This window comes from Corynebacterium sp. c25Ua_47 (assembly GCF_039907205.1).
Taxonomy (GTDB): domain Bacteria; phylum Actinomycetota; class Actinomycetes; order Mycobacteriales; family Mycobacteriaceae; genus Corynebacterium; species Corynebacterium hiratae.
On sequence record NZ_JASBOH010000017.1, the window covers coordinates 20,598 to 42,757 of the forward strand.

A 22,160-nucleotide genomic window follows, 5' to 3' on the forward strand; every position below is an offset into this window, starting at 1 on the left:
TTGGTTTAAGCGGCTGATTCCTCACACAGGAGCCAACCGCAGAGCTCCTTTTGGGCGCGGTCGACGCCTCCGGGGTAGCTCTCCTCGAGCTCCAGCTTGACGTTATCAAAAATGCGCTCTGAGATAAGCTCCGCGCGTTCTCTGCTCAGCTTCCCCTGCAGTTCGTCGAGCGGCACCTTGAGTTCCGTATAGGGACTGGGACGGAAGTACCACGACCGCATGTCGTCCGAATAAACGACGATAATCGTCTTCGTCAACTGCGATTCCAGCACAACATTCCCAAACACCAGCGATGTCAGCGTCTTTGATTCCATGGCCGCGAGTGTAGACCGCTGATACCGGTTACGTTGTGCTGGAAAGAGAGAAGACCCAGAACCAACTAGTTCTGGGTCACCGGGGAATTGAGCGGCTAGCGGTGGAGGCGTGCGTTGTAGATCGAAACACCCTTGGAACCCGGGGAAACGATTCGGATACTGACGTACTCGAGACCGCTGATATTAATCGGGCCGGCACTGATGCTTTCGCCAGGCCTAACAACGTAGGTCTTTGCATACTCGTTCTCGGCTCTGCCAAGGTAGACCTTGATCACAGCCTGTTGTGCTGATGGGTCGCGCTTGACGTTTTCGTCCCAGGCGGCGTTGAAGGTCAGTGTCTTGTAGTTGTGCCTATCTAGAAAATCGCGGGCGACAGATGCATCGCCGTTTGCATTTGCGGTTGCACGAGCCGCGTTGCCTTGGATTGGTTTTCCAGCGACAGTGATTGATTTGACAAAATCAACCTTATAGCCACCGAGGAAGAAATCTGGGTCGATGAACTCGTCCCCGATTCGCTGCTCCGTTGCGGGTGGGGTGCTTGGCTTCGAGCTTCCTAGTGTGGAAGCGGCACCAGTGATGAGAGTAATGATTGCGATGATTGCAGCAACAAGTTGCGGCAAGGCCTGGATCATCCGATTGAGGTTGGGCATGACAGCTCCTTGAGAGAGAAGAGAATTTGCCAGTATGTGGCAGATTTATAATGCCCCCTGTGTGATTGCTGTGCAATAGCTTGGGGGATCAACTTTAAGGCTTGTTACCTGAGGGGCGTGAGTTTCATGATTTGCGGCCAGTTACGTTGAAAGGTCTATTTTCGAATCCCCCCGGGGGTGGGCTTTAGGCGGCGGCGACGGGCTGGATGGAAAGGTAATTCGCATCGCCCGCGCAGCCTTCGAGGCCTTCGGCGCGGATGAAAGCGCTGGCGGTTTCGCCGGGTGGGTACACACGCAAGCCGTCGGCTGTCTGGGGCTGGCAGGAAGCGGGGTCGAGGACGCCAACGTTGGTCATCTTGAGGCCCGCGCGGGCCGACTGGCCGGGCTGAAGCGTGACGGTTGTTGCTTCCTTGCCGGTTTCGCGCACGGCGGCAGCGCCAAGCTGGGTGCCGTCGTCGTTGGCGACGGCGGAAACACCGGGGAAGCCGTGCAAGGTGCAGGGCTCGGAAGACGTATTGGTGAAGGTGATGTCCGCTAAAAGTGAACCGGCCGCGCCTTGCTCGTTGGCTAGGCCGATATCGAGCTGGGCCGTTGCGCAGGATTCGTTGCCAGCTGCGGCCGGGTCGGTGTTCTGAGTCGATTCAGCGTCGTCGCCTGCCGCAGGCTGGGAGTCCTCTGGAGCCGGAGCATCGACCGCGGACGATTGCGGAGCCGCGGGTGCTGGAGCACCGGATTCGGCGTCGGCGGCCTGGGTGGTTGTAGGGGAGACGTCGGAAAGCGTGGCGTCGGTGCTGTCATCGGTGGCGCAGCCGGCCAGCGCAAGGGCAAGGGAATCGGCGGCGAGAACGGGGAGTAGTCGCTGCGTAATCATGGTGGGGAGTCTAGACGTTATGGACCTAGAGTTCCTGCAAGGCGGGGAATACCCTCTCCCTAAGTAATGGCGCGATAGTGACGTCCGGGGCGGCGGGATCGACCCACGCCAGCTCAGCGATCTCCTTATCTGGGTGTGCCACGGAGATTTCTTCTTCGTAGACATAGACGTGTGCGTGGATAGTTTGTGGGGCGTCGTTGGCGGCCGGGGAGATGTAGGTGGCAAGCCGGCGCAGTTTGGACATATCGACCACGGCACGTATGGCCTCGTGAGCGATGAGCTGGGCCGCGCGGGCGGGATTGATCATGTCATCGATGGAGCCGAAAGGCAGGACGAATTCTGGGGTGGAGGTGATGCGGAGGACTAGCACGCGGCCGTGGGTATCACGTAGGACAACGGCGACAATTTCCTCAATGTCTGCAGCGGGTGAAGGAGAATTGGAGGTCTCAGACATGCCTCCATAGTAGGGCCGCGCCGGGGCGGGGAGGCGGTGAAAGAAGAGAGGGGGCACCCGAAAACTGTCAGTAATGTAACGGGTTGGACACAGTCTCACACGTTAGAAACGGCCGCTTCGATGCGCGTGCCATCATGGGTAGGTCTTATAGACCAATACGAGAAGAAGTGAAAGAGGAATTGCTCAATGCGAAAAATTCCGCACCTTAAGAAAGTCCTCGTGGGCTCGGCTTTCGCAGGTGCGTTCTTCCTGGGTAACCCAGCGGCGGGTGCCCAGGAGCTCCCCACCATCCCGGAGATCGATTCGGCTGGTTTTGTTGACCAAGTGCGCGCGGACCTGAAGTCCGTAGGCATCGAGACCAAGCCAGTGGACGCAGCGCTGACCGACGCCGTCGACACCGCCGTCAACGGGGCTGCCGCAGCGGCATCGAAGGATGTGAACAAGGCGGTCGAAGGAGCCGTGAATTCTCCTGCGGCGCAGCGCGTCGCGGAGCAGGCGAACCTGCAGACGCAGCTGCCGGCCCCGTCCGAGCAGCAGGACTATGCCGGCGCTGATGCCATCACGGGTGAACCGCTGACGAACCCGACTCCCATCGGGTTGCTGGAGGAGGCCACGCAGCCGGAGTTCGTGCCCCAGGGTACTGATCCGAACTACGTGTGGAAGAACGACCTGTTCTCCAAGATTGCGGCCGGTAAACCGCACGCGGACTATGTTCTGCACCGGGTACCCGGCTCCTTCTACGATGCGCCCCAGATTCCCGAGGAATCTAATGTTGCGATGACTGAAGGCAAGTCGCTGTACGGCCCGGGTACCCCGCTGTACATCCGTGAGGACACCATGTGCACGCTGACGGCTGCCGGCACGGATGCTGAAGGCCGCAAGGTCGGGATTACTGCCGGTCACTGCGGCAACGTGGGTGATCCGGTGTCTTCGGCGGATTCCTGGCAGGTAGGTCCCACCGGCACCGTGGTGTCCAAGAACGCGCAGCTGGACTACTCGCTCATCGAGTTCGGCTCCCAGGCAGAGGTGACTCGCAGCTACAACGGTGTGACCGCGTACGGGATTGGTGGGGCCACCCAGCCGGGTGACATCACCTGCAAGCGCGGCGTGGCTACCGGCCGCACCTGTGGCATGACCTTCCAGCACAGCCAGAAGATCACCATCAACCAGGTGTGCGCCATGGTTGGAGATTCCGGTGCGCCGGTCTTCCACAATGGCCGCATTGTTGGCTCGGTATCCCGTGGTCTGATTCCGGGGCTGCCGTCCTGCCGCACTCCGTGGCAGGGTGCGCTGCACAACCCGACGGTCGTGTCCAACACCGATGCCATCATCGCGGACCTGAACCGCCGCGAGGGCGTGGGTTCCGGATTCACGATTCCGGAGAACTAGAAGTACGTTTCTAACATTTAAGGCCCCAGATCGTTAACGATCTGGGGCCTTATTTGATCGAAATGACCTGCGGAGTGCGGTTTGCAGGCCGGCGCTGGGGGATGACGCCGGCGTGCGGCGCCGCACGGCGCTAGGAGAGGGCGCTGAGGGCGGCGTCGTGAAGCTTGCCGTTGGAGGCAAGCGCCGAGCCGCCGTGGGGGCCGTCTTCGCCGCGGACGTTGGTGAAGCGTCCACCGGCCTCGGTTACGAGCAGTGCCGGGGCAGCCAGGTCCCACAGCGAAACCTCGGGTTCGGCAGCGATGTCGACGGCACCTTCGGCCACAAGGCAGTAATTCCAGAAGTCGCCGTAGCCGCGCAAACGCCAGACCTTGTCCGTGAATGAGATGAAAGCGTCGCGGTTCGGCTGCCACCCAGACAAGGAGCTCATGGACAGGGAGGCATCCTCCAGTTTGGAGACCTCGGAAACGCGTAGGCGCTTCGGTTCGCCACCGAAGACGCGGTAGGCGCCGCCGCCCTTGGCTGCGTACCAGCGGCGGCGCAGGGCGGGGGCGGAGACGACGGAGACCACCGGCTCGCCGTCTTCCAGTAGCGCGATGAGGGTGGCCCAGACGGGAACGCCGCGGACGAAGTTTTTCGTGCCGTCGATAGGGTCGATAACCCACTGGCGGCCCTCGAAGCAGGCCTCGCCACCAAACTCTTCACCCAGCACCTCATCGCGCGGGCGGGAGCGTTTGAGCGCCTCACGGATGGCCTTTTCGCAGGCCAGGTCCGCATCGGAGACCGGGGTCATGTCCGGCTTTTCCTTGACGGACAGGTCCGCAGCCTCAAAGCGGTGCATCGTGATGGCGTCCGCGTGGCCTGCCATCTCCAGCGCCAGGCCGAGGTCTTCTTTGTACTTACCCACGAAGCCATTCCTCCATCTGATCAACTACCTGTTTATTACCCGCGATACACCATTCCACACCGCCGGCCTCAACCTTGCGCGCCGCGCCGCCCGCGGCCAGCACTAGCGCCTGACCTGGATACCAATCCCAGTCCTTGACCGAGTGCTGCATCCAGGCACCCCACGTGCCATCCGCCACGCAGGAGAGATCCACGGAACCCGCCCCCAGCATGCGCACGGTGGCAAAGTGCGGTGCCACCTTCTCCCAGGCGGCGGCGATGTTCGGGTCGGTCATGGACGTAGGGTGCAGGTACGTCGAGAGGCACAGCTTGTCGGCGGGGGCATCGCTGAGCTTGGCGACGTCCTTGCCGTCCAGGCTCGTGGCGTGGTCGCGGCCGCCGAACCAGGTATAGCCCATGGCGGGGCGGTGGACGGCGCCGAGGATGACCCCTTCAGCGTCGACAAGCGCGAGCGCAGAGCACCAATAGTCGGAACCCGAGGCGAAGTTGTAGGTGCCGTCGACGGGGTCGATGACCCACGTGCGGCCGGACTTCGACTCGCGGTTCGCGCCCTCCTCGCCCACGATGCCGTCCTCGCCACGCAGGGCCTCGAGCACACCGGCGACGAAACGCTCGGCGGCGAAGTCGGCGTCGGTGACGACATCGGAGACGGAGGTCTTTTGCTCGATGTCTACTCCCTGCTCGCGCAGGCGCCAGGCCAGGCGGCCGGCGTTATAGACAAGCGCCTGGGCAAGGTGGGCGTCGGTATCGTCCGCGTGGGCAACGATGAAGGTCTTGATGATGGCATCGATCATCTCGGTGAGGCTTGGCTGGTCACTCATGCCGCCTATTGTCGCGCTAAACGCGGCCGATGGCTAATCAGGGAGAAAGAATAAGTAGAGTAGGGGGCTATGCGTCCGGAACAAACAGCACGACTTGAGGAACTCAGCGCCACTTTGACCTCCATTGAAAAGGTGATGGACCCGGAGGCGGTGTCCGAGCGCGTGCGCGAGCTCGAGGCCCAGGCGGGGGACCCGTCGCTGTGGGATGACCCCGACCATGCTCAGAAGGTGACCTCGGAGCTGTCGGCGCAGCAGGCAAAGCTGCGCAAGTTACAGTCCCTGCGCGGGCGGATTGAGGATCTGCCGGTGATGGCGGAGCTGGCGGAAGAAGAAGGCGATGAGGCCTCTCAGGAACTCGTCGACACAGAGTTGAAGGAGCTCGGCGCCGCCATCGAATCGCTCGAGGTGACCACCATGCTCTCGGGTGAGTACGACCAGCGCGAGGCGGTCATCAACATCCGTTCCGGTGCCGGTGGCGTGGATGCCGCGGACTGGGCGGAAATGCTCATGCGCATGTACACGCGCTGGGCGGAGAAGAACGGCCACAAGGTGGATGTCTACGACATCTCCTATGCCGAAGAAGCCGGCATCAAGTCGGCCACCTTCGTGGTGCACGGTGAATACATGTATGGCCAGCTCTCCGTGGAGCAGGGCGCGCACCGCCTCGTGCGTATCTCGCCTTTCGATAACCAAGCCCGCCGTCAAACCTCTTTCGCTGAGGTCGAGGTGCTTCCGGTGGTGGAGCAGACCGACTCCATCGAGGTGCCGGATTCGGAGGTGCGCGTGGATGTCTACCGTTCTTCGGGCCCTGGTGGTCAGTCGGTCAACACGACGGATTCGGCGGTGCGCCTGACGCACATCCCGACCGGCATCGTGGTGACCTGTCAAAACGAGAAGTCCCAGATCCAGAACAAGGCCTCTGCCATGCGCGTGCTGCAGGCGAAGCTGCTGGAGCGCAAGCGCCAGGAGGAGCGCGCGGAACTCGATGCCCTGGGCGCGGGTGGCAATGCCTCCTGGGGTAATCAGATGCGCTCTTATGTGCTGCACCCGTACCAGATGGTCAAGGATCTGCGCACGAACTATGAAGTAGGAGACCCTTCCAAGGTATTGGATGGGGATATCGATGGCTTCCTGGAATCCGGGATCCGGTGGCGCATGGCGCAGCAGGAGTCCTAGGCCCGAGTAACAAATGTTGCTAATGTGGCTTAAGTGATCACTTTCGAGAATGTGTCCAAGGTCTATTCGACCTCCACGAGGCCCGCGCTGGACAAGGTGTCCTTTGAGATAGAAGACGGAGAATTCGTCTTCCTCATCGGACCCTCCGGCTCCGGTAAGTCGACCTTCCTCCAGCTCATGGTGCGCGAAACCAATGTCAGCTCGGGGGATATTTATTTCGGGGACTTCCACGTCAACACGCTGAAGGGCCGCGAGGTCAACCGCTTGCGTCAGTCCATCGGCTACGTTTTCCAGGACTTTCGCCTGCTGCCCAAGCTGAACGTTTATGACAACGTGGCTTTTGCCTTGGAGGTCATCGGCAAACGCAAGGCGCGGATTGCCAAGCAGGTCCCCGAGGTCCTCGACATGGTCGGCCTCGGTGCCAAGCAGCACCGCATGCCGCATGAGCTCTCCGGCGGTGAGCAGCAGCGCGTGGCGATTGCGCGGGCTTTTGTCAACCGTCCCAAGCTGCTGCTTGCCGACGAACCCACAGGCAACCTCGATCCTTCCACCGCCGCGGAGATCATGTCTCTGCTCACCAAGATTAACCGGCGCGGGACGACGGTCGTGATGTCGACGCACAACGCGCGCGCGGTTAACGAGGCCCGCCAGCGCGTCATTGAGCTGCACAACGGCACGCTGGTGCGCGATGAGAAGAACGCGATGTACGGGGAGGCGGTCTAGGTGAATCTGGGCTTTGTATTCAGGGAAGCTTTCAAAGGGCTAGGGCGTAACATCACCATGACCATCGCCATGGTGATTACCACGGCCATTTCGGTGGCCCTGGTGGTGGCCGGTGTTCTGGTGACCCAGATGACCAACGAGACCAAAGACATCTATCTCGAGCGCGTCGAGGTCATGGTCCAGCTCAATGAGGATATCTCTGCCAATGATCCGGAGTGTAAGGACTCCGCCTGCGCCGGGTTGAAGAAGAAGCTGGAGGCGGATGAAGACATCGAGTCCGTGAGCTACCGCAATCGTGCAGATTCCTATGAGCGCTTCGTGGAACTGTTCAAGGAAACCGATCCGGTCATGGTTGAGGAAACCTCCCCGGATGCGCTGCCGGCGGCCTTCCACGTGCGGCTGAAGGATCCGACGGATACCGCGCCTATCGACGCCATCGCGTCCGACCCCGCCGTCAGCGACATCATCGACCAGCAGGAGGAGGTGCGCAGCGCCGCGGGCAACCTCGACGCCATCCGGAATGCTACCTTCGTCCTCGCTGCAGTCATGGCGTTGGCCGCCATCATGCTGATTGCGAACATGGTGCAGATCGCCGCTTACCAGCGCCAGCGGGAGACCGCGATCATGCGCATGGTCGGTGCCTCGCGGTGGATTACCCACGCGCCCTTCATTATGGAGGCTGTCCTTGGCGCACTCGGCGGTGTCATCCTCGCCGGGGTCGGCGTCATCGTGGGAAAGAACACCGTGATCGATCCCGCGCTGAAGGACCTGTACCACAACCAGCTGCTGGCCCCAGTGACGTCTGGGGACGTGTGGACGGCTCTGCCCATCGTGGGGCTCGTGGCAATCCTGTGCGCTGCGCTGACCGCGCAGGTGACCATGCGCGCCTACGTGCGGACATAGGTCAACAGGCCCGTTGTAGGTTGTGCCTGGCAGTAGCGTAATATAGTCCGAACTATGGCGAAGAAGGCAAAGAAGAAAAAGGCGGCCGTCGACAATAACTCGACCTTGGCCACCAACCGACGTGCCCGCCACGACTACACCATTCTCGACACCCTAGAATGCGGCATGGTGCTCGTGGGCACCGAAATTAAGTCGATGCGCGAAGGCAAGATCTCGTTGGCAGACGCCTTCGCCACCATCGACGACGGCGAGGTCTACATCCGCAACCTCCACATCCCGGAGTATTCCCAGGGTACGTGGACGAACCACTCACCCAAGCGCACACGTAAGCTGCTGCTGCACCGCCGGGAAATCGACAAGCTCATGGGCCAGGTGCGCGATGGCAACAAGACGCTCATCCCGCTCAAGGTGTACCTGAAGAATGGCCGCGCCAAGTGCGAGCTTGGTTTGGCCAAGGGTAAGCAGGACTATGACAAGCGTGAGGCGATTAAGCGCCGTGACCAGGACCGCGACATCACCCGCGAGCTCGGGCGCCGCGTAAAGGGGATCAACGCCTAACCTGGGAGCCATGATTTATACGGCCAAGGTTCATGACGTTATTCGGAGTGATGAAAAGCCGCGCGGGGTAGCGGTGCTCGTCGATAAGCTCTGGCCCCGTGGCGTGGCCAAAGAACGTCTCTCGTATGACCACTGGTTCAAGGATGTCGCGCCCAGCCCGGGGTTGCGTAAGTGGTGGGGGCACGAGGCTGACACCTTCGAGGAATTTGCCCGGCGCTACCGTGCGGAGCTCGACGAGAACGACGGCGAAGAGCTGGAAGAACTACGCCAGCTTGCTGCGGCTGGCGACGTCACCCTTCTTTTCGCCGCCAAAGACCGCGAGATCAACCACGCCACTGTGTTGAAGGCGTGGTTAGAGGAAAGCTAGACGAATAGTCCCCAGATGGTGGCGCCCACGGCGATGAGGCCGGTGACGACAACGAACACGTTGCTGGGGCGGCCGCGGAATTGCTTGAGAGCATCGATGCGGTGGATGGCATACATCGGCAGCAGGTAGAGGATCGAGGCGATGAAGGGGCCGCCGATGGCCTCGATGAGGCCCAGGATCGAAGGATCGATGATGGCGACGATCCAAGCCGCTACGAAAATGATGCCGTGCATGACGGAGTTGAGCTGCTTCTCCGAGAGCTTCGCTGTGGCGCGCGGAGCGGCGCTGCGCAACAGGAAGTTGCCGCCCTCGGTAGCTCCCAGGACGTGGCCGAAGTAGGAGGAGATGATGGCAATCATCGCGATGATGGGGGAGAGGAAGGCCAAGACCGGAACACCGGTGACGTTGGCCAGGTAAGACAGAACCGGCAAGTTCTGCTCGCGGGCTTCGGTGAGGCCGTCCGCGCCGAGGGTCAGCGTGCAGGACCACACGAAGAACATGGTGAACACGGTGAGCAGAATGGCGGTCAGCGCCAGCGCGCGCGAGGCGTTCTCGGAGCTCTTTTCGCGGCCGTGTGCGGCAACCATGGCCAAGGAGAACTGGGAAATCGCGGGGGAGTGGTTGAAGGAGAAGACCAGCACGGGGATGATCAGTGCGACGGAGCCGACGATGCGCCAATCATTGTTGCCTACCTCCATGAAGGAGGCGATATCCCAGCGCGGGATGAGGTAGATGGACAGCGCGCCGAGGCAGAAGATCAGCGGGTAGACCAGAAACTGCGTCACGGCGAGCACGATGCGTTGACCAAAGGCGAAGACGATGGTCATAAAGCCCACGAGAACGAACGCGAGAAGCGGGCGCGGAAACGTTGGTCCATTCAGCTGGTTGACGATGAAGCTGTTAACCGTGTTGGTAATCGACACGCCATAAATCAGGACGATGGGGAAGATGGCGCAGAAATAAACCACCGAAATGATAAAACCTGCGCTTTTGCCGAAATAGTCCGTGACCACTGCGGTGATGTCCTCACCCTGGCGAGGTGACGCACAAATCATGCGGGCGAGTCCGCGGTGGGAGAAGTATGTCATCGGGCCGATGAGAAGGGTGGCCACGAGAAGGGGCCAGAAGCCGAAGCTGCCGGCGTTGATGGGGAGGAACAAAATGCCGGCGCCCACGGCGGTGCCGAAGAGCGAGATGGCCCATTCGGTGTTGCTTGCTGGGCGTTTAGCGTCTTCCGGGGAACTGGTGGTTTCGGTATGTGTGCTCACTTTGCAGCCTTTAACAAAGTAGGAGTATCGGACTCACACACCTTAACAGCGTTTAAGTTGATGCTAATCACAAGGGGGTGCTTATGAAAGCTATGCCTCATGTGGCCTGGGGTGAAGCTTGCGGGAATAGGGGCAGGTGCAGTAGCGTTGAACAGACCGTAGGGCGCATAAAGATGCGTTCTGCGCAGCTTTCACAGCAATGTGTAAATGAGGGGTCGACTTGGTTTCGACTTCGTACATTGAGCCAGGGGAAGCGTGCCGGTGCAGGCTAGAGACCACCGTTAAGCGTCGTAGCAACCAATAAACGCAGAGAAGAACTCTCAGCGTGACTACGCCCTCGCTGCCTAATTACAGCGACGCGTGTCTGTCAGCCTAGGTTTGGTTCCTGACCTAGATCCTGGCATCGACTAAGGAACTTGCCTGACCGGTTTGTTGTTCGGCCGGTCGGGGACTTTGAGAGCAACTGGGCCCATCATCCGGAGCGAGTTTGCCCGAGCCGGAGGGCCGAGTAGAGATCCTGTGCAGACTGCGCACGGAGAAGCCCTGGCGAGGTGACGAAGGACCCGGGTTCAATTCCCGGCGGCTCCACAGATAGCATTTCCCCTGGTGAGCGTTCACCGGGGGATTTGCTGTATCTGTGCAGTTCATTGGCATGATACTGTGTTGCCACAGGTGGCCACGAGTTGCCACTAAATGACTCTGATTAGGGAATGAATAGGGAACGTTTCCCTAGTCCCTAGTCCCTCGTTGTGGAAGGTGTGGCAATGGCACGGAGGAAGGCTGAGCGCACGCGCCGGGAATTCGGCAAGGTGTCGGTTAAGGGCAAGCGCGTCTATGCGGAATACACCGGGCCGGATGGTGCGTTTCACCGCCCTGGGCATTCCTTCCCCTCAAAGATTGATGCGGAAGGTTGGCTAGCGGAGGAATCCTTAGCTGAGGGAGGAACTAAACCCAGGGCGCTTCATTCTGAGTGGAACGATGAGCGGATCTCCAGTCTCCGGATCCTCGATCACCCGTGCCCGCAGATCAAAAGCCTGCTGCAGCAGCTCTGCGGTGATGATATCGGCGGGTGGGCCGGAAGCTATTACCTGGCCTTCCTTCATAACCACAAGGTAATCGGAGTAGCGCACCGCCAGGTTTAGATCGTGCAGCACCATTACTACGGTTCTTCCTAGTTTCTGACGCAGGCTATCGACAAGTTCGAGGATGTCCACGGAGGTAGCCAGGTCAAGGTAAGTGGTCGGCTCGTCTAGGAAGAGGATGTCGGTGTTTTGCGCTAGCACCATGGAGATCCACGCCCGCTGGCGCTGGCCTCCGGAAAGCTCATCCAACGTACGGCTCGCAAGATCTGCAGAACCGGTCTGGCTTAGAGCCGCGAAGACTGCTTCCTCGTCGGTAGAGGACCACTGCCGGAACCATGCTTGGTGCGGGTGCCGACCGCGGGCTACCAGATCGGAGACCAACAGGCCTTCAGGTGCCACGGGTGATTGGGGCAACACTGCCAGTTTTCGGGCGACGTCCTTGCGCTTGATGGCCGAGATATCTTGTCCATTTACATATACGGTCCCTGTATCGAGGTCGAGCAGTCCGGACATGGCACGCAGCAAGGTCGATTTACCGCACCCGTTGGGCCCCACGATAGTGGTGATTTTTCCCGCTGGGAACGTGGCGTTGAGATCGCGGATGATGGTGCGCTGGCCGTAGCCTACCGTGACCGAGGAAGCGACCACGCTACTGGTGGTATTCGGTTGGTCTGCGCTTGACTGAGGTATGGGGGAGGTCATGCGTCTGTGCTCCTAGTGCGTTGAACGAGTAGGTAAATGAGGAAGATACCGCCCAGCGCGGAGGTGACAATACCCACCGGAAGTTCCACCGGCAGAATAGTTTGGGTCACGATGTCCGCACCTAGTAACAGTACTGCGCCGGTAAGAGCCGACGCCGCAAGCGGGGGACTGGGTACGCCGCACATCCGAAGGGCTACTTGAGGCGCTACAAAGGCGATGAATCCGATGGGGCCGGCAGCGGAAACAGCTACCGCAGCTAGCGCTACGGCCAACGCCAGCATTGCCACCTGCACGCCGTTGACTCGCTGGCCCAGCGCTCGGGCTAGATCGGGTCCCAGAGTGGTGGCCAGCGTTTGGTGGGAGATCCAAGCCAGCAACGGGGCGCATACAATCACAAGGGCGACCATGGGGATGGTGGTATTCCACTCCGACTTGGCCAGGGACCCGGTGAGCCAGAACTGTGCCTGGCTGGCATCCCGCAGTTCCGCGCGGACCATGAGGAAATTGATGTAGGAACTTAGCAGCGCGGTAATGATGATGCCCACGAGTACGAGGCGGTAGGAATCCGCGTGGCGCCGCCAAGCCAACGCCCAGATAGCCGTGGTGCTCAGTATCGCGCCCAGAAACGCGGCCAAGGGAATCCCAATTCCAGCGAGCCAGCCGGCGAAGCCGCTGCCGCCACCGCCGAGCACGATGACCGTTACGGCCATGGCAGAGGCGCCCGTGGTGATGCCGAGGATATCGGGGCTGGCCAACGCGTTCCGGGTGACCGTCTGGGTTAGCGCTCCAGAAAGTCCCAGTGCGCAGCCGACCGCGATGGCTGTGGCTACTCGAGGCATGCGCCACTCGAGGACCACGAGTTTTTCCACGCGGGATCCTTCCCCATGAAAGATCACCTGTAGTACTCGGGGGACGGAAATAGGGTAGTCGCCCAGTCCGATGGAGAGTGCTCCTAAAAAGACAATGAGCGCTGTGGCGATAAGACACACCAGCACCACCCGCGGGCGCCAGAGAAAGGAGATTGGCCCAGCTCGGAATGGCACCCTGCCCGGCATCTGCCACGAAGTGCTTTGTTTATCCTGTACAGCCTTGTTATGTCGTATCACAGCGTCATCACCTTTTTCCGAGAGATTAAGGCGAGGAAGAACGGCGCGCCAACGAAGGCCAATACGATGCCCACTTGGAGCTCCCCGGGGCGGGCGATGAGGCGGCCCACTACGTCCGCACACAGCAACAGTGCCGCGCCGGCCAGTGCAGAGTAAGGCAAAATCCACTTGTAATCTGGGCCTGTGAGAGCCCGGACAATGTGGGGCACTACCAGACCAATGAAGCCCAGCGGGCCCGCTGCAGCCGTGGCCGCCCCGGCCAGCAGTGCGATGATGCCCATGCCGCCAAGTCTTGCGGCCGCGGTGTTGATGCCGAGTCCTGCGGCCACGTCGTCGCCTAAGTTCAAGATGTTCAACTGTGGGCCGGTGGCAAACGCCAGGATCAGTCCCAGCACTATAAACGGCAGGATGCCTAGTGCAATGTTCATATCCCGACCGGCAAGGGAACCGACGGTCCAAAAGCGCATTCGATCCAGGTTATTGTCATTGGTGAGAACGAATGCGCTGGTAATGGCGCTTAATACCGCCGACAGTGCGGCTCCGCCCAGTACTAAGGTCAAAGGGTCCACTGCTGCTTTGCCTGCGGAGGCTAGGCCGAAGACTAGTGCAGTGGCTGCGATCGCGCCGAGGAAGGCTACTACTGCGGTGGCCCACGGGGCGGTGATGCCAAACAGAGCGAAGCTGACCACAACGCTCAGGGCAGCGCCGGAGCTGACACCTAGGATTCCCGGATCTGCCAGGGGATTGCGGGTATGGCCCTGAATGAGAGCACCGGCCACTCCCAGTGCCGCCCCCACCATAATGGCCAGCAGGGTGCGCGGTAGCCGCAGCTCGGCTACTACGCGTTGATTGGTTGGAACTTCGTCTTGGGAGCCGCTCGCCCCTGGGAGATCCCGCAGCGCGGCCCACACATCCTCCGCAGGAATGGAACGGGCACCGTACAGCAAACTGCAGATCGTGCCGCCGAGGACCAGTAGGAACAGTACCCCTAGGCCCAGTAGGCGGGTAGTGCGCACACTCATAGCGTGGCCTCCAATCCCTGCAGTGGCTGCCAGCCCGCACCTAGCTGCAGGCGACCACATAACCGAGCCTGTTGGCCTGCCCACTGCTGCTTTCCGATGTCCGTGAAGTAGGCCCTAAAGAGTGCCCAGTAGGCGCTGGTGCTTCGGTAGTCTGGCCCGGACGAAACCATGAGGAGCTCCGAGTCCAGATCCAAGGGTGCTGTGACCCGATGGCCCAAGAAGGACGAGAGACGCTCATGACCGGTCATCTCTGCCATATCGATCACGATGGGAAATCCTAAGTTGTGGGGGCGGGAGAGGTGCGTAACGGTGAATTCGTCCCAGTGCGGTTGACAAAATTCCATATATCCCGACGTGCCCACAGGATCGTTCCTCCGCGATCGGGTACTTGCCACCTCTGGAAGGGGAGGGGAGCTTCGGCCGAGTTGTGGCTCAGACTTTTGCTGGGGGTGGTTGTCAATCATGGGAAAACATATTACCACTTAAAGTAAGGTAAGCCTTCATTTACTTAAGGGGCGTTCAAAATAAGTTGCTGGAGATTAGGGATTGGCGTAAATGCGGCTACGCCGCTGGCGTCGGCATTCGGCATAACGACAGAATCGAGGGCGATACTCCGCGTATCGAAAAGACGATCCAGAACTTATCGTGACCGTGTCCTCGGACATTGATGAAAATGCATACAAGTAGCTGTCTGATATCGCCCCTGTCGTTGTGCGAAAGGGTGAAGGTATACCCCTTTAGGTAGGTAATAACTATAGATCAATAACTAGAATAAACTATTGCAACGTGGCATAGGTAATGCTAACCTAACTTAAAAGTTACCTTCGGGTCTACCGAAAATTCTGATGAAAAGAGCTGAAAGGTAGCTTGAGGAAACCGACTTTAAGGATAAAGGATGTCAGTAAAAAGAGGTGCGCGGTCATTCATTGCTGCCGCTATCTGTGCCGGATTAGTTCTGTCGGGCTGCTCGTCGAACGATTCAATCGATGAAGCGGCAACAACCTCCGAGGTTGCAGAATACGTGACCATTGAGCACGCACGGGGAACGGACACGTATCCGGTCAACCCGCAAAACGTGGTTGCCGTAGGAACGGCCGTTGATAACCTGCTGGAACTTGGAATTAAACCAGCTGCCGTTGTGCAGCATAGAATAGACAAGAACTCGCCTTGGCGCGAGGCCAAGCTCGATGGCGTCAAGGTGATCGATCAGACAGACTTCAAGACTCTGCCCCAGGAACAAATCGCGGCAATCGAACCCGACTTCATCGTTGGCGACTACTGGACAATTTCCGAGGCTAATTACAAGGAATTGTCTGCAATCGCACCGACTCTCGGCGGAATCTCCGATAAGGGTGAGGGAATTGGCTGGGAATCTCAGCTAGAAGCTTTGGGCAAGATCTTCAATAAGGAATCCGAAGCGAAGAAAGCTATTGAAGAGGATCAGAAGCGTTTCTCCGACGCAAAGGAAAAATTGCCTAACCTCTCCGGTAAAACCGGCGTTGTTTCCCAGTTCGCCCAAGGCTCCTTTGGCGCCGTTGCTGACCCTGAGGATCCGGGTGCTTCCTTCATCTACGATCTGGGCATGAAGTTCCCGGACAAGCTGACGGACGGATCCGTCCCAGCTAATAATAGTGGCCGCGTCACGCTTTCCCCGGAAAATGTTTCCTACCTAGCCGCTGATTTCATGGTTATTTATAACCGCGACGGCTCAATCGAAGAGGTTGAAAATATTCCGGGATACAAAGATTTGCCACAGGTGAAAGCCGATGCGACTCTCGCTGGTGATTCAGCCGTCGTCGCCGGACTTAACAACCCGACGAGCTTGAGTCGAGCTTGGGTATTGGATAAGACGATGCCGACGCTGGAAAAGGTTGGAAAGTAGTCAAGGCCCGCACAACCCTGATACCTGCTAGAAGGGGCTCACTCCGTTGCAGCAGGTAGTCATGAACGCCTTCCGATTTATCGGAAGGCGTTGTTTTAGGTGATGAAGTCCAAGGAAGTGGTGAGTTCGTTCTTGCCTCTCCGGCAACGAAATAAAAATCAACTTGACCAAAAGGAATGGTTAAAACTATGCCCAGAAACAGTCGAGGTAGAGAAATTTATCCAATCTCTTACCGGGAATTATATGTGCAAAATGTCGAAGATATATCGCCATGCATGCGGCGCATTACGCTCAGCGGAGAGCAACTCCAGGAGCACAAACACGATGGTATTTCCGTTCCTGCATTATTAAGCAATGGTTTTGATGACGACGTTCGGCTGATCTTCCCGGATCCGGAAACTGGAGAAAGGCCGCACCCAATCGCCCAAAAAGATGGCAACCTACTGTGGCCAGAAGCTGTCAAAAATCTATTCCGGACATACACAGTCCGCCACTTTGACGCTGCTAACCAGCGGTTAGCAATAGATTTCGCGCGCCACGGTGAGGGCCTAGCAGAAAACTGGTCACAGAACGCTCGAATAGGTGACGCCATTTTTGTGGCAGGTCCGAAGTCTTGTGCACAGTTACCTACGCATACCGATTGGCTATTTTTGGCAGGAGATGAGACTGCGCTCCCGGCAATTGGCCGCTGCGTAGAATCACTCCCGTGCGGGCACCCTGCGATTGCGGTGATAGAGGTTCCTACGAGCGCTGATATTCAGAGCTTAGACATTTCCGATTCAGTACAGGTCCACTGGGCGGTACGCGAACGGGGTGAGGACTTCGTGGAAAAGACTAGGGCGCTTTTTGAAGCTACTTCTCCTTCATTATTGCCTGATGGCGAAGGATACGTATGGGCGGCAGGGGAAGCTTCTCGGCTAAAACCGCTGCGCCGTTTGTTTAAAGCTTCCGGAATTACCCCTGAGCATCAAGAAATCACGGGCTACTGGCGGCGTACTAACCCGAAACACGGCAAAGGAAACGCATCGAGCAGTAGTAATAGTGTTTTGCATAATATCCATGATTTAGCTGAGTTGAACTCGGCCTTTGCGCTTCGCACTGCAGTACGTTTAGGACTATTTCAAGAAATCGATGCGGGTGCCAACACAGTCCCTGCCCTTGCTGTTGCGGCAGAACTTCACGAGGAGGCTTTGGGAAGATTTGTCCGTTACTTGGCCGCTCTTCAACTCGTCGAAATCAGCGGGAACGCCCTCACGTTGACTGCAATGGGAATGGAACTGGCGGACCCAGATTCAAATGCGGTGCGCTGGTTAAGCGGGCCTGCGCATCTTGAGGCGATGGCGCTGATGCGACTTGAGTACAGTCTTCGTACCGGTGAGTCAGCACCTCAAGGGGAAAAGGGATTGCCGTGGTCAGAGTATGTTAGCCGTGACCCACAACTCGTGGCCGAACGCTTTGAGCAAAAGAATGTGAGCGCTGGGTGGACTGCTCCTTCGGCAGCTAAGGCACTACAGCAGTATTTAGATGAAACCGCTCGCGTTCTCATCATTGGCCAGGGAGGCGCGGTATATGCAGATGAAATACTCCGACGATGGGAGCATGCCCAGAGCCGTATTATCAGTGATGCTTCCTCGGAAGCGGTGCTACAGGAAATCGCAGTAACCTCTCGTGCACGATGCGAGACGAATGGCGAGGGAAGCGGTTTTTATCCCACTGAAGTGGACTATGTGTGGGCAACTGATGTAGTTTTCATCGATCCCTGGGGTGTCTTTGGTAGCGAGGAAGTAGCTCACCAATTAAACCGTGCAATAAGTAAGGATACGTTCCGGCGGGTTTATATCTTTACCGAGGTTATCGATACGGTAGGCGGAGATGAGCATTCCTATGAAGAGGACATGGTGAGGCTTTCCATGTTCGGCACCAAGATACCGACTCAGGAAGACATCAACGCTGCTGTCGCTGACAACGGCGCTTTTATTGCCTCCACCACGGCTGTTGGCTGGGGTAAACGCCTTTTCGTTCTTGAGGCAGAGGCGAAATCCTAAAGAGGAACTGCTGAGGTTTCCCTCGTGTAGTCGACACCCTGGCTGAGGTCAAAGAAAAATGCCGAAGGAACCACGGTGTCTATGCTGCGGTTCATGCCGGATAAAAGCCGCTGCTGTCCCTGTGAAAGAGAATCCGAGGGCAGCAGCGGCTAAAGCGTAGAGCGTGGCGGCTTAGAGCCCGAAGTACTCGCGCAGATCGGCGGCGATGGCATCGAGGCGATCGGCGTCGGGAGACTCGAGGTAGCACTTGAGCTTGGGCTCAGTGCCGGAGGGGCGGACGATGACGCGGTCATCGTTGTCGGTGAAGAACTTCGAGCCTTGGGCGAACTTTTCCACCTTGGTTATAGGGGAGCCAGCAAGCTCGGTCGGTGGGTTCGCGGAGACCTTCTCCATTGCTTGAGCAATGAGGCTCAAGTCTTCTACGCGGAAGGTCAACGGCTGCGTGTGCAGGGCGCCAACCGTGGCGTAGATTTCTTCCAAGCGGCCTAGCAAGCTAGTTCCAGCGGCCTTGCATTCAGCGGCAAGGCTGGCAAGTACGACGGAAGTAGAAATGCCGTCTTTGTCGCTGACCGCGGCGGGATCGGGGCAAAAGCCAATGGCCTCTTCATAGCCGAAGGATAGCTCTGGGGTGCGGGCGATCCATTTGAAACCGGTAAGCGTTTCCTTATGGCCGAGACCGTAGTGCGCGGCGATGCGCCCGAGCAGGCGGGAGGAGACCAGGGAATTGGCGAAGTTACCGGTAGCGCCGCGGCGAGCAAGGTAATCGCCCAGGAGGGCACCGGTTTCGTCGCCGCTTAGTTGGCGCCAAGAGTTTTCCGCCGTGGGGACGGCGGCGGCGCAGCGATCAGCATCTGGGTCATAAGCGATAAGGATATCGGCATCGATCTCCTCAGCGTGCTTGATTCCAAGGTCTAAGGCGCCGGGTTCTTCCGGGTTGGGGAAGGACACCGTAGGGAGGTCAGGGTCGGGTTCGGCCTGCTCGGGCACCAGCGAGACGCGGAAGCCACAGCGGGAAAGCAGTTCCTTGCCGAGCTCGGCCCCCACGCCGTGCATGGCGGTCAGCGCGATGGTGATATCGGTATTGTCACCGACTAGCTGGGCGGCGCGGTCGAGATAGTCCTCGCGGGTATCGACGTCCTCGATGCGCTCAGAAGAAAGCGCAACCTCGTCGGCATAGGGAGCCGCAGCGATAGCGGCGGCAATTTCGGAGTCTGCCGGAGAAATAAGCTGCACGCCCTCGCCTGGGCCGGTGGCGATGCGGCCGCCCAAGTACACCTTGTAGCCGTTATCGGCTGGAGGGTTGTGGGAGGCGGTGACCATAATGCCGGCATCTGCGCCCAAGGAGCGAACCGTAAAAGCCGTCAGTGGGGTCGGGTTCTGTGCAGGCAGAACCAGGGCCTTACCGCCGGCGGCGGAGATGACCTGGGCGGCATCGCGCTGGAACTGCGCGGAACCGTGGCGGGCATCGCAGCCAATGACGACGACCGGGGCATCGACCTGCTGGTTGAGCCAGGTGATAAGCCCGTAGGTGGTGCGGATGACCACGGCGCGGTTCATACGGGATTCGCCCGCCCCCACGGCGGCGCGCAGGCCCGCGGTACCGAAGTTCAAGGGGCCAGCGAAGGTCGCGGCGAGTTCTTCGGAATTGCCTTCCTCGATCCACGTCAGTACCTGGCGGGCGGTGTCCGCATCCGGATCGTGTTCGGCCCAGGTGCGGGCGTAGTCGACATCGAAGTTCGTGTGTGCGGGCATGGCTTAAAGCTCCTCGAGGATCTTGGCGGAGGAAGACAGCCCCAGGCGGGTAGCGCCGGCTTCGATCATTGCCAGTGCATCCTTGCCGCTGCGGATGCCGCCGGATGCCTTAACGCCGAGAGCGTCGCCTACGGTCTCGCGCATGAGCGTGACCGCGTGGGTGGACGCACCGCCGGCGGGGTGGAAACCGGTGGAAGTCTTGACAAAGTCCGCCTGGGCGGCTGCGGCGGCCTTGCAGGCGAGGACAATGGCGTCGTCGGAAAGCGCGGCAGACTCGATGATGACCTTGAGCACCTTGCCAGGGATGGCATCGCGCACGGCCTGGATTTCGGCCTGCAGATCCTCGGCGCGGCCCTCGATGGCCAGGGGGATATTGATGACCATGTCCACCTCTTCGGCGCCATCAGCAACCGCGCGGGCTGCCTCAGCGGCCTTAATCTCCGGCTTTACGGCACCGGAGGGAAAGCCCACGACGGTGGCGATGTGCATGGATTCTGGAACCTCGATGGGCAGGGCGGACGGGGAAACGCAGACGGAGTAGGTGCCTAGCTCGGCCGCCTCATTGACCAAGGCGCGGAACTGCTCCGGGGTGGCCTCCGGCTTGAGCAGGGTGTGGTCGATGATGGAAGCAACGTCGGTGCGGGAAGTCATAATTGTTCTCCTGAGCGGGTTAGGCGGGATTCGGAACGGGCCATCTTGAGGTCAGAGACGACGTACAGGGCAATACCGATGGCGGCGACTGCCGCGAGGATCCACAGCACGGTGTTATAGCTGGTGAGGTCCTGCAGCTTTGCCGTATAGGCAATGCCCAGTGGGATGGCGATATTGATGGTCAGGTTATAAAAGCCAATCGCGATGCCGGACTTGGTGGCGGTGATATTGCGCAGTGCGGTATTGACCAGCGGGGCGTACATCAGCGCAAAGCCGGAGGCAAAGGCCACGATGGCCAGGATGAGTACGGCGACGTGAAGCTGCACGAAGAGCGCGGCCGCCACCAGCGCGCCGGCGACAAGGGCGAAAGCGGTGTAGATGGTGGCGCGAGAGGACAAAACGCCACCGATCTTGCCGGAGAAAATACCAATGAGGATGGCGCAAATATAGCCCGGGATCATCAGCAGGGAGGCCTTATCGATGTTCATGCCGTGCAGGTCATGTGCGGCAAATGGCAGCAGGAAAATGAAGCCCATCTGGGTGGAGTAGACGAAGAAGACCATGAGGATGGTCCACACATAGCGGCCGTTAGTAAAGAACTCCGGGGTGACCACGGGGTGCTTGGCGTGGCCGATGTGGATGATGAAGCCTACGACGCCCCGGTGGTGGCACCCTTATTCTTGTAGAGGCGTTGGCCGCATAGAGTGTGGATTACTCCGTGTGGTTCGATGTGGTGAATGAGGTGCCGCAAGCGTGGCGTGCCGGTACTCCGGCGTGCCGGGTTGGTGGTGGTTTGTGGGGTGGTCATGGTTGCCTTTCCTGGTGCTATTAGGGAAGGATTAGGGAATTTTCCCGTCCTTATTTCTTGAATTGCGCCTGTGACCTGCTGTGTTGTGGTGTGGGGGTTCAGTCCCCGGCGGCTCCACCGGAAAGCCCCAGCTAGATAACGTTCTAGCTGGGGCTTCTTCTCGTTTTGTATCCCTGGCCTGCAGTAATGGCGCATGTCCGGTGCGTGCAGGTAGGGCCACCCGTGTCCCGCATTAGTCCCACAAAACACCCCACTAGTCCCACACCAGTCCCACAAAAGCCCCCCAATCAAGCCCCGACGGCTCCACAAATAGCATGAGTGTTCACCGAGGGGAATGCTGTATCGAGACCGTTTTGGTGGCTAAGCTTGGGTAACAGCTGTCTGGCGGGAAGCGTCAGGGGGGTTCTGAATAGAGAAAGAAGCGTGAAACCGCTAGCAGGCTTTCTTGAGTTCCTTTAAAGGGGGTAGAAGTGATCGCTTTCGCTGGGACTATCACAGCCGTGCTAGGGCTGAATGTTGTGGCGAATGAAACTGGTGCGAATGCCGTGGGGTTCGTAATTACAGCTATTCTCTTGGGATTCGGGCTCGCTCCCTTTGTTGGGGATTCTCTGGAGCGCCATATTCCGGTTTCGCTGTGGCGGCGGATGTCATTCTCTCGCGTTGCTAGCCGTCGGTGGGGTGTCGAGCTATTCAATGCTGTGCTCACGCGAAGC

At 59.2% G+C, this 22,160-nt stretch carries 22 protein-coding genes, 1 other RNA gene and 1 pseudogene; 9 read left to right on the forward strand and 15 right to left on the reverse strand.

The window, feature by feature from the left end:
• Positions 1-5 precede the first annotated feature (5 nt).
• The 4 genes from QKE52_RS12350 to QKE52_RS12365 form a co-directional block, all read right to left on the reverse strand.
• Positions 6-314 carry a hypothetical protein gene (locus QKE52_RS12350; RefSeq protein WP_158397660.1) on the reverse strand — a complete coding sequence of 103 codons (309 nt, stop codon included), beginning with the start codon at positions 312-314 and terminating at the stop codon, positions 6-8.
• A gap of 95 nt (positions 315-409) precedes the next feature.
• Positions 410-964 carry a hypothetical protein gene (locus QKE52_RS12355; protein WP_158397659.1) on the reverse strand — a complete coding sequence of 185 codons (555 nt, stop codon included), beginning with the start codon at positions 962-964 and terminating at the stop codon, positions 410-412.
• A gap of 184 nt (positions 965-1,148) precedes the next feature.
• Complete coding sequence (locus tag QKE52_RS12360; RefSeq protein WP_347948915.1) at positions 1,149-1,835, reverse strand: DUF4232 domain-containing protein; 687 nt, start codon at positions 1,833-1,835, stop codon at positions 1,149-1,151.
• A gap of 25 nt (positions 1,836-1,860) precedes the next feature.
• Positions 1,861-2,289 carry an NUDIX domain-containing protein gene (locus QKE52_RS12365; protein ID WP_070754072.1) on the reverse strand — a complete coding sequence of 143 codons (429 nt, stop codon included), beginning with the start codon at positions 2,287-2,289 and terminating at the stop codon, positions 1,861-1,863.
• A 186-nt stretch (positions 2,290-2,475) separates the two neighbouring features.
• On the opposite strand from QKE52_RS12365, the gene QKE52_RS12370 reads away from it, so the two are divergent.
• Positions 2,476-3,678 (forward strand): S1 family peptidase, encoded by a 1,203-nt coding sequence (locus QKE52_RS12370; RefSeq protein WP_070680304.1) that lies wholly within the window; start codon positions 2,476-2,478, stop codon positions 3,676-3,678.
• A gap of 130 nt (positions 3,679-3,808) precedes the next feature.
• Here QKE52_RS12370 and hisN read toward each other — a convergent pair whose 3' ends face one another.
• The gene (hisN, locus tag QKE52_RS12375) at positions 3,809-4,582 is read right to left on the reverse strand and encodes a histidinol-phosphatase (protein ID WP_070701006.1); all 774 of its coding nucleotides are present in this window, start codon (positions 4,580-4,582) and stop codon (positions 3,809-3,811) included.
• A complete protein-coding gene (locus QKE52_RS12380; RefSeq protein WP_347948916.1) occupies positions 4,575-5,402 on the reverse strand; it encodes an inositol monophosphatase family protein in 828 nt (275 codons plus the stop codon). Before QKE52_RS12380 ends, hisN begins: the two co-directional genes overlap by 8 nt.
• Positions 5,403-5,471: 69 nt before the next feature.
• Between QKE52_RS12380 and prfB the strand changes: the two genes are divergently transcribed.
• Genes prfB through QKE52_RS12405 form a run of 5 tightly spaced genes read left to right on the forward strand, consistent with a single transcriptional unit; the run spans position 5,472 to position 9,129 of the window.
• Positions 5,472-6,578, forward strand: a complete 1,107-nt coding sequence (gene prfB / locus QKE52_RS12385; protein WP_347948917.1) for a peptide chain release factor 2 — start codon at positions 5,472-5,474, stop codon at positions 6,576-6,578.
• A gap of 33 nt (positions 6,579-6,611) precedes the next feature.
• A complete protein-coding gene (gene ftsE, locus QKE52_RS12390; RefSeq protein ID WP_070700999.1) occupies positions 6,612-7,301 on the forward strand; it encodes a cell division ATP-binding protein FtsE in 690 nt (229 codons plus the stop codon).
• Positions 7,302-8,204, forward strand: a complete 903-nt coding sequence (gene ftsX, locus QKE52_RS12395; protein WP_347948918.1) for a permease-like cell division protein FtsX — start codon at positions 7,302-7,304, stop codon at positions 8,202-8,204. It abuts the gene before it with no gap.
• Positions 8,205-8,258: 54 nt separating this feature from the next.
• Entirely contained in the window at positions 8,259-8,762 is a 504-nt protein-coding gene (gene smpB, locus QKE52_RS12400) for an SsrA-binding protein SmpB (RefSeq protein ID WP_046647497.1), read from the forward strand.
• Positions 8,763-8,772: 10 nt separating this feature from the next.
• Positions 8,773-9,129, forward strand: coding sequence for a DUF488 family protein (locus QKE52_RS12405; protein ID WP_347948919.1), 357 nt, complete (start codon positions 8,773-8,775; stop codon positions 9,127-9,129).
• Here the strand turns inward: QKE52_RS12405 and QKE52_RS12410 are convergent.
• Entirely contained in the window at positions 9,126-10,397 is a 1,272-nt protein-coding gene (locus QKE52_RS12410; protein WP_347948920.1) for a septum formation initiator, read from the reverse strand. The two genes, QKE52_RS12405 and QKE52_RS12410, sit on opposite strands and share 4 nt — an antisense overlap.
• 211 nt (positions 10,398-10,608) lie before the next feature.
• Between QKE52_RS12410 and ssrA the strand changes: the two genes are divergently transcribed.
• Positions 10,609-10,988: a transfer-messenger RNA gene (gene ssrA, locus QKE52_RS12415) on the forward strand.
• Positions 10,989-11,326: 338 nt separating this feature from the next.
• Here ssrA and QKE52_RS12420 read toward each other — a convergent pair.
• Genes QKE52_RS12420 through QKE52_RS12435 form a run of 4 tightly spaced genes read right to left on the reverse strand, consistent with a single transcriptional unit; the run spans position 11,327 to position 14,575 of the window.
• A complete protein-coding gene (locus QKE52_RS12420; RefSeq protein WP_070512040.1) occupies positions 11,327-12,181 on the reverse strand; it encodes an ABC transporter ATP-binding protein in 855 nt (284 codons plus the stop codon).
• The gene (locus tag QKE52_RS12425) at positions 12,178-13,284 is read right to left on the reverse strand and encodes an iron chelate uptake ABC transporter family permease subunit (protein WP_118853198.1); all 1,107 of its coding nucleotides are present in this window, start codon (positions 13,282-13,284) and stop codon (positions 12,178-12,180) included. Before QKE52_RS12425 ends, QKE52_RS12420 begins: the two co-directional genes overlap by 4 nt.
• Positions 13,284-14,309, reverse strand: coding sequence for an iron ABC transporter permease (locus QKE52_RS12430; RefSeq protein ID WP_175974705.1), 1,026 nt, complete (start codon positions 14,307-14,309; stop codon positions 13,284-13,286). Before QKE52_RS12430 ends, QKE52_RS12425 begins: the two co-directional genes overlap by 1 nt.
• Positions 14,306-14,575, reverse strand: coding sequence for a hypothetical protein (locus QKE52_RS12435; RefSeq protein WP_347948921.1), 270 nt, complete (start codon positions 14,573-14,575; stop codon positions 14,306-14,308). Before QKE52_RS12435 ends, QKE52_RS12430 begins: the two co-directional genes overlap by 4 nt.
• A gap of 629 nt (positions 14,576-15,204) precedes the next feature.
• Between QKE52_RS12435 and QKE52_RS12440 the strand changes: the two genes are divergently transcribed.
• Both QKE52_RS12440 and QKE52_RS12445 read left to right on the forward strand, forming a co-directional pair.
• A complete protein-coding gene (locus QKE52_RS12440) occupies positions 15,205-16,191 on the forward strand; it encodes an ABC transporter substrate-binding protein (RefSeq protein WP_347948922.1) in 987 nt (328 codons plus the stop codon).
• 245 nt (positions 16,192-16,436) lie between these two features.
• Entirely contained in the window at positions 16,437-18,236 is a 1,800-nt protein-coding gene (locus tag QKE52_RS12445) for a siderophore-interacting protein (RefSeq protein WP_246823966.1), read from the forward strand.
• A gap of 171 nt (positions 18,237-18,407) precedes the next feature.
• Here QKE52_RS12445 and QKE52_RS12450 read toward each other — a convergent pair whose 3' ends face one another.
• From QKE52_RS12450 to QKE52_RS12465, 4 genes and pseudogenes are all read right to left on the reverse strand, one after another.
• Positions 18,408-19,988: a phospho-sugar mutase gene (locus tag QKE52_RS12450; protein ID WP_070717233.1), complete on the reverse strand. Its 1,581-nt coding sequence runs from the start codon at positions 19,986-19,988 to the stop codon at positions 18,408-18,410.
• A 3-nt stretch (positions 19,989-19,991) separates the two neighbouring features.
• Positions 19,992-20,639, reverse strand: a complete 648-nt coding sequence (deoC, locus tag QKE52_RS12455; RefSeq protein ID WP_070512024.1) for a deoxyribose-phosphate aldolase — start codon at positions 20,637-20,639, stop codon at positions 19,992-19,994.
• A pseudogene (locus tag QKE52_RS12460) lies at positions 20,636-21,298 on the reverse strand (MFS transporter); the annotation flags it as partial. The gene deoC and the pseudogene QKE52_RS12460, both read right to left, overlap by 4 nt.
• Complete coding sequence (locus QKE52_RS12465; RefSeq protein WP_158010535.1) at positions 21,289-21,447, reverse strand: hypothetical protein; 159 nt, start codon at positions 21,445-21,447, stop codon at positions 21,289-21,291. The gene QKE52_RS12465 and the pseudogene QKE52_RS12460, both read right to left, overlap by 10 nt.
• Positions 21,448-22,160 lie beyond the last annotated feature (713 nt).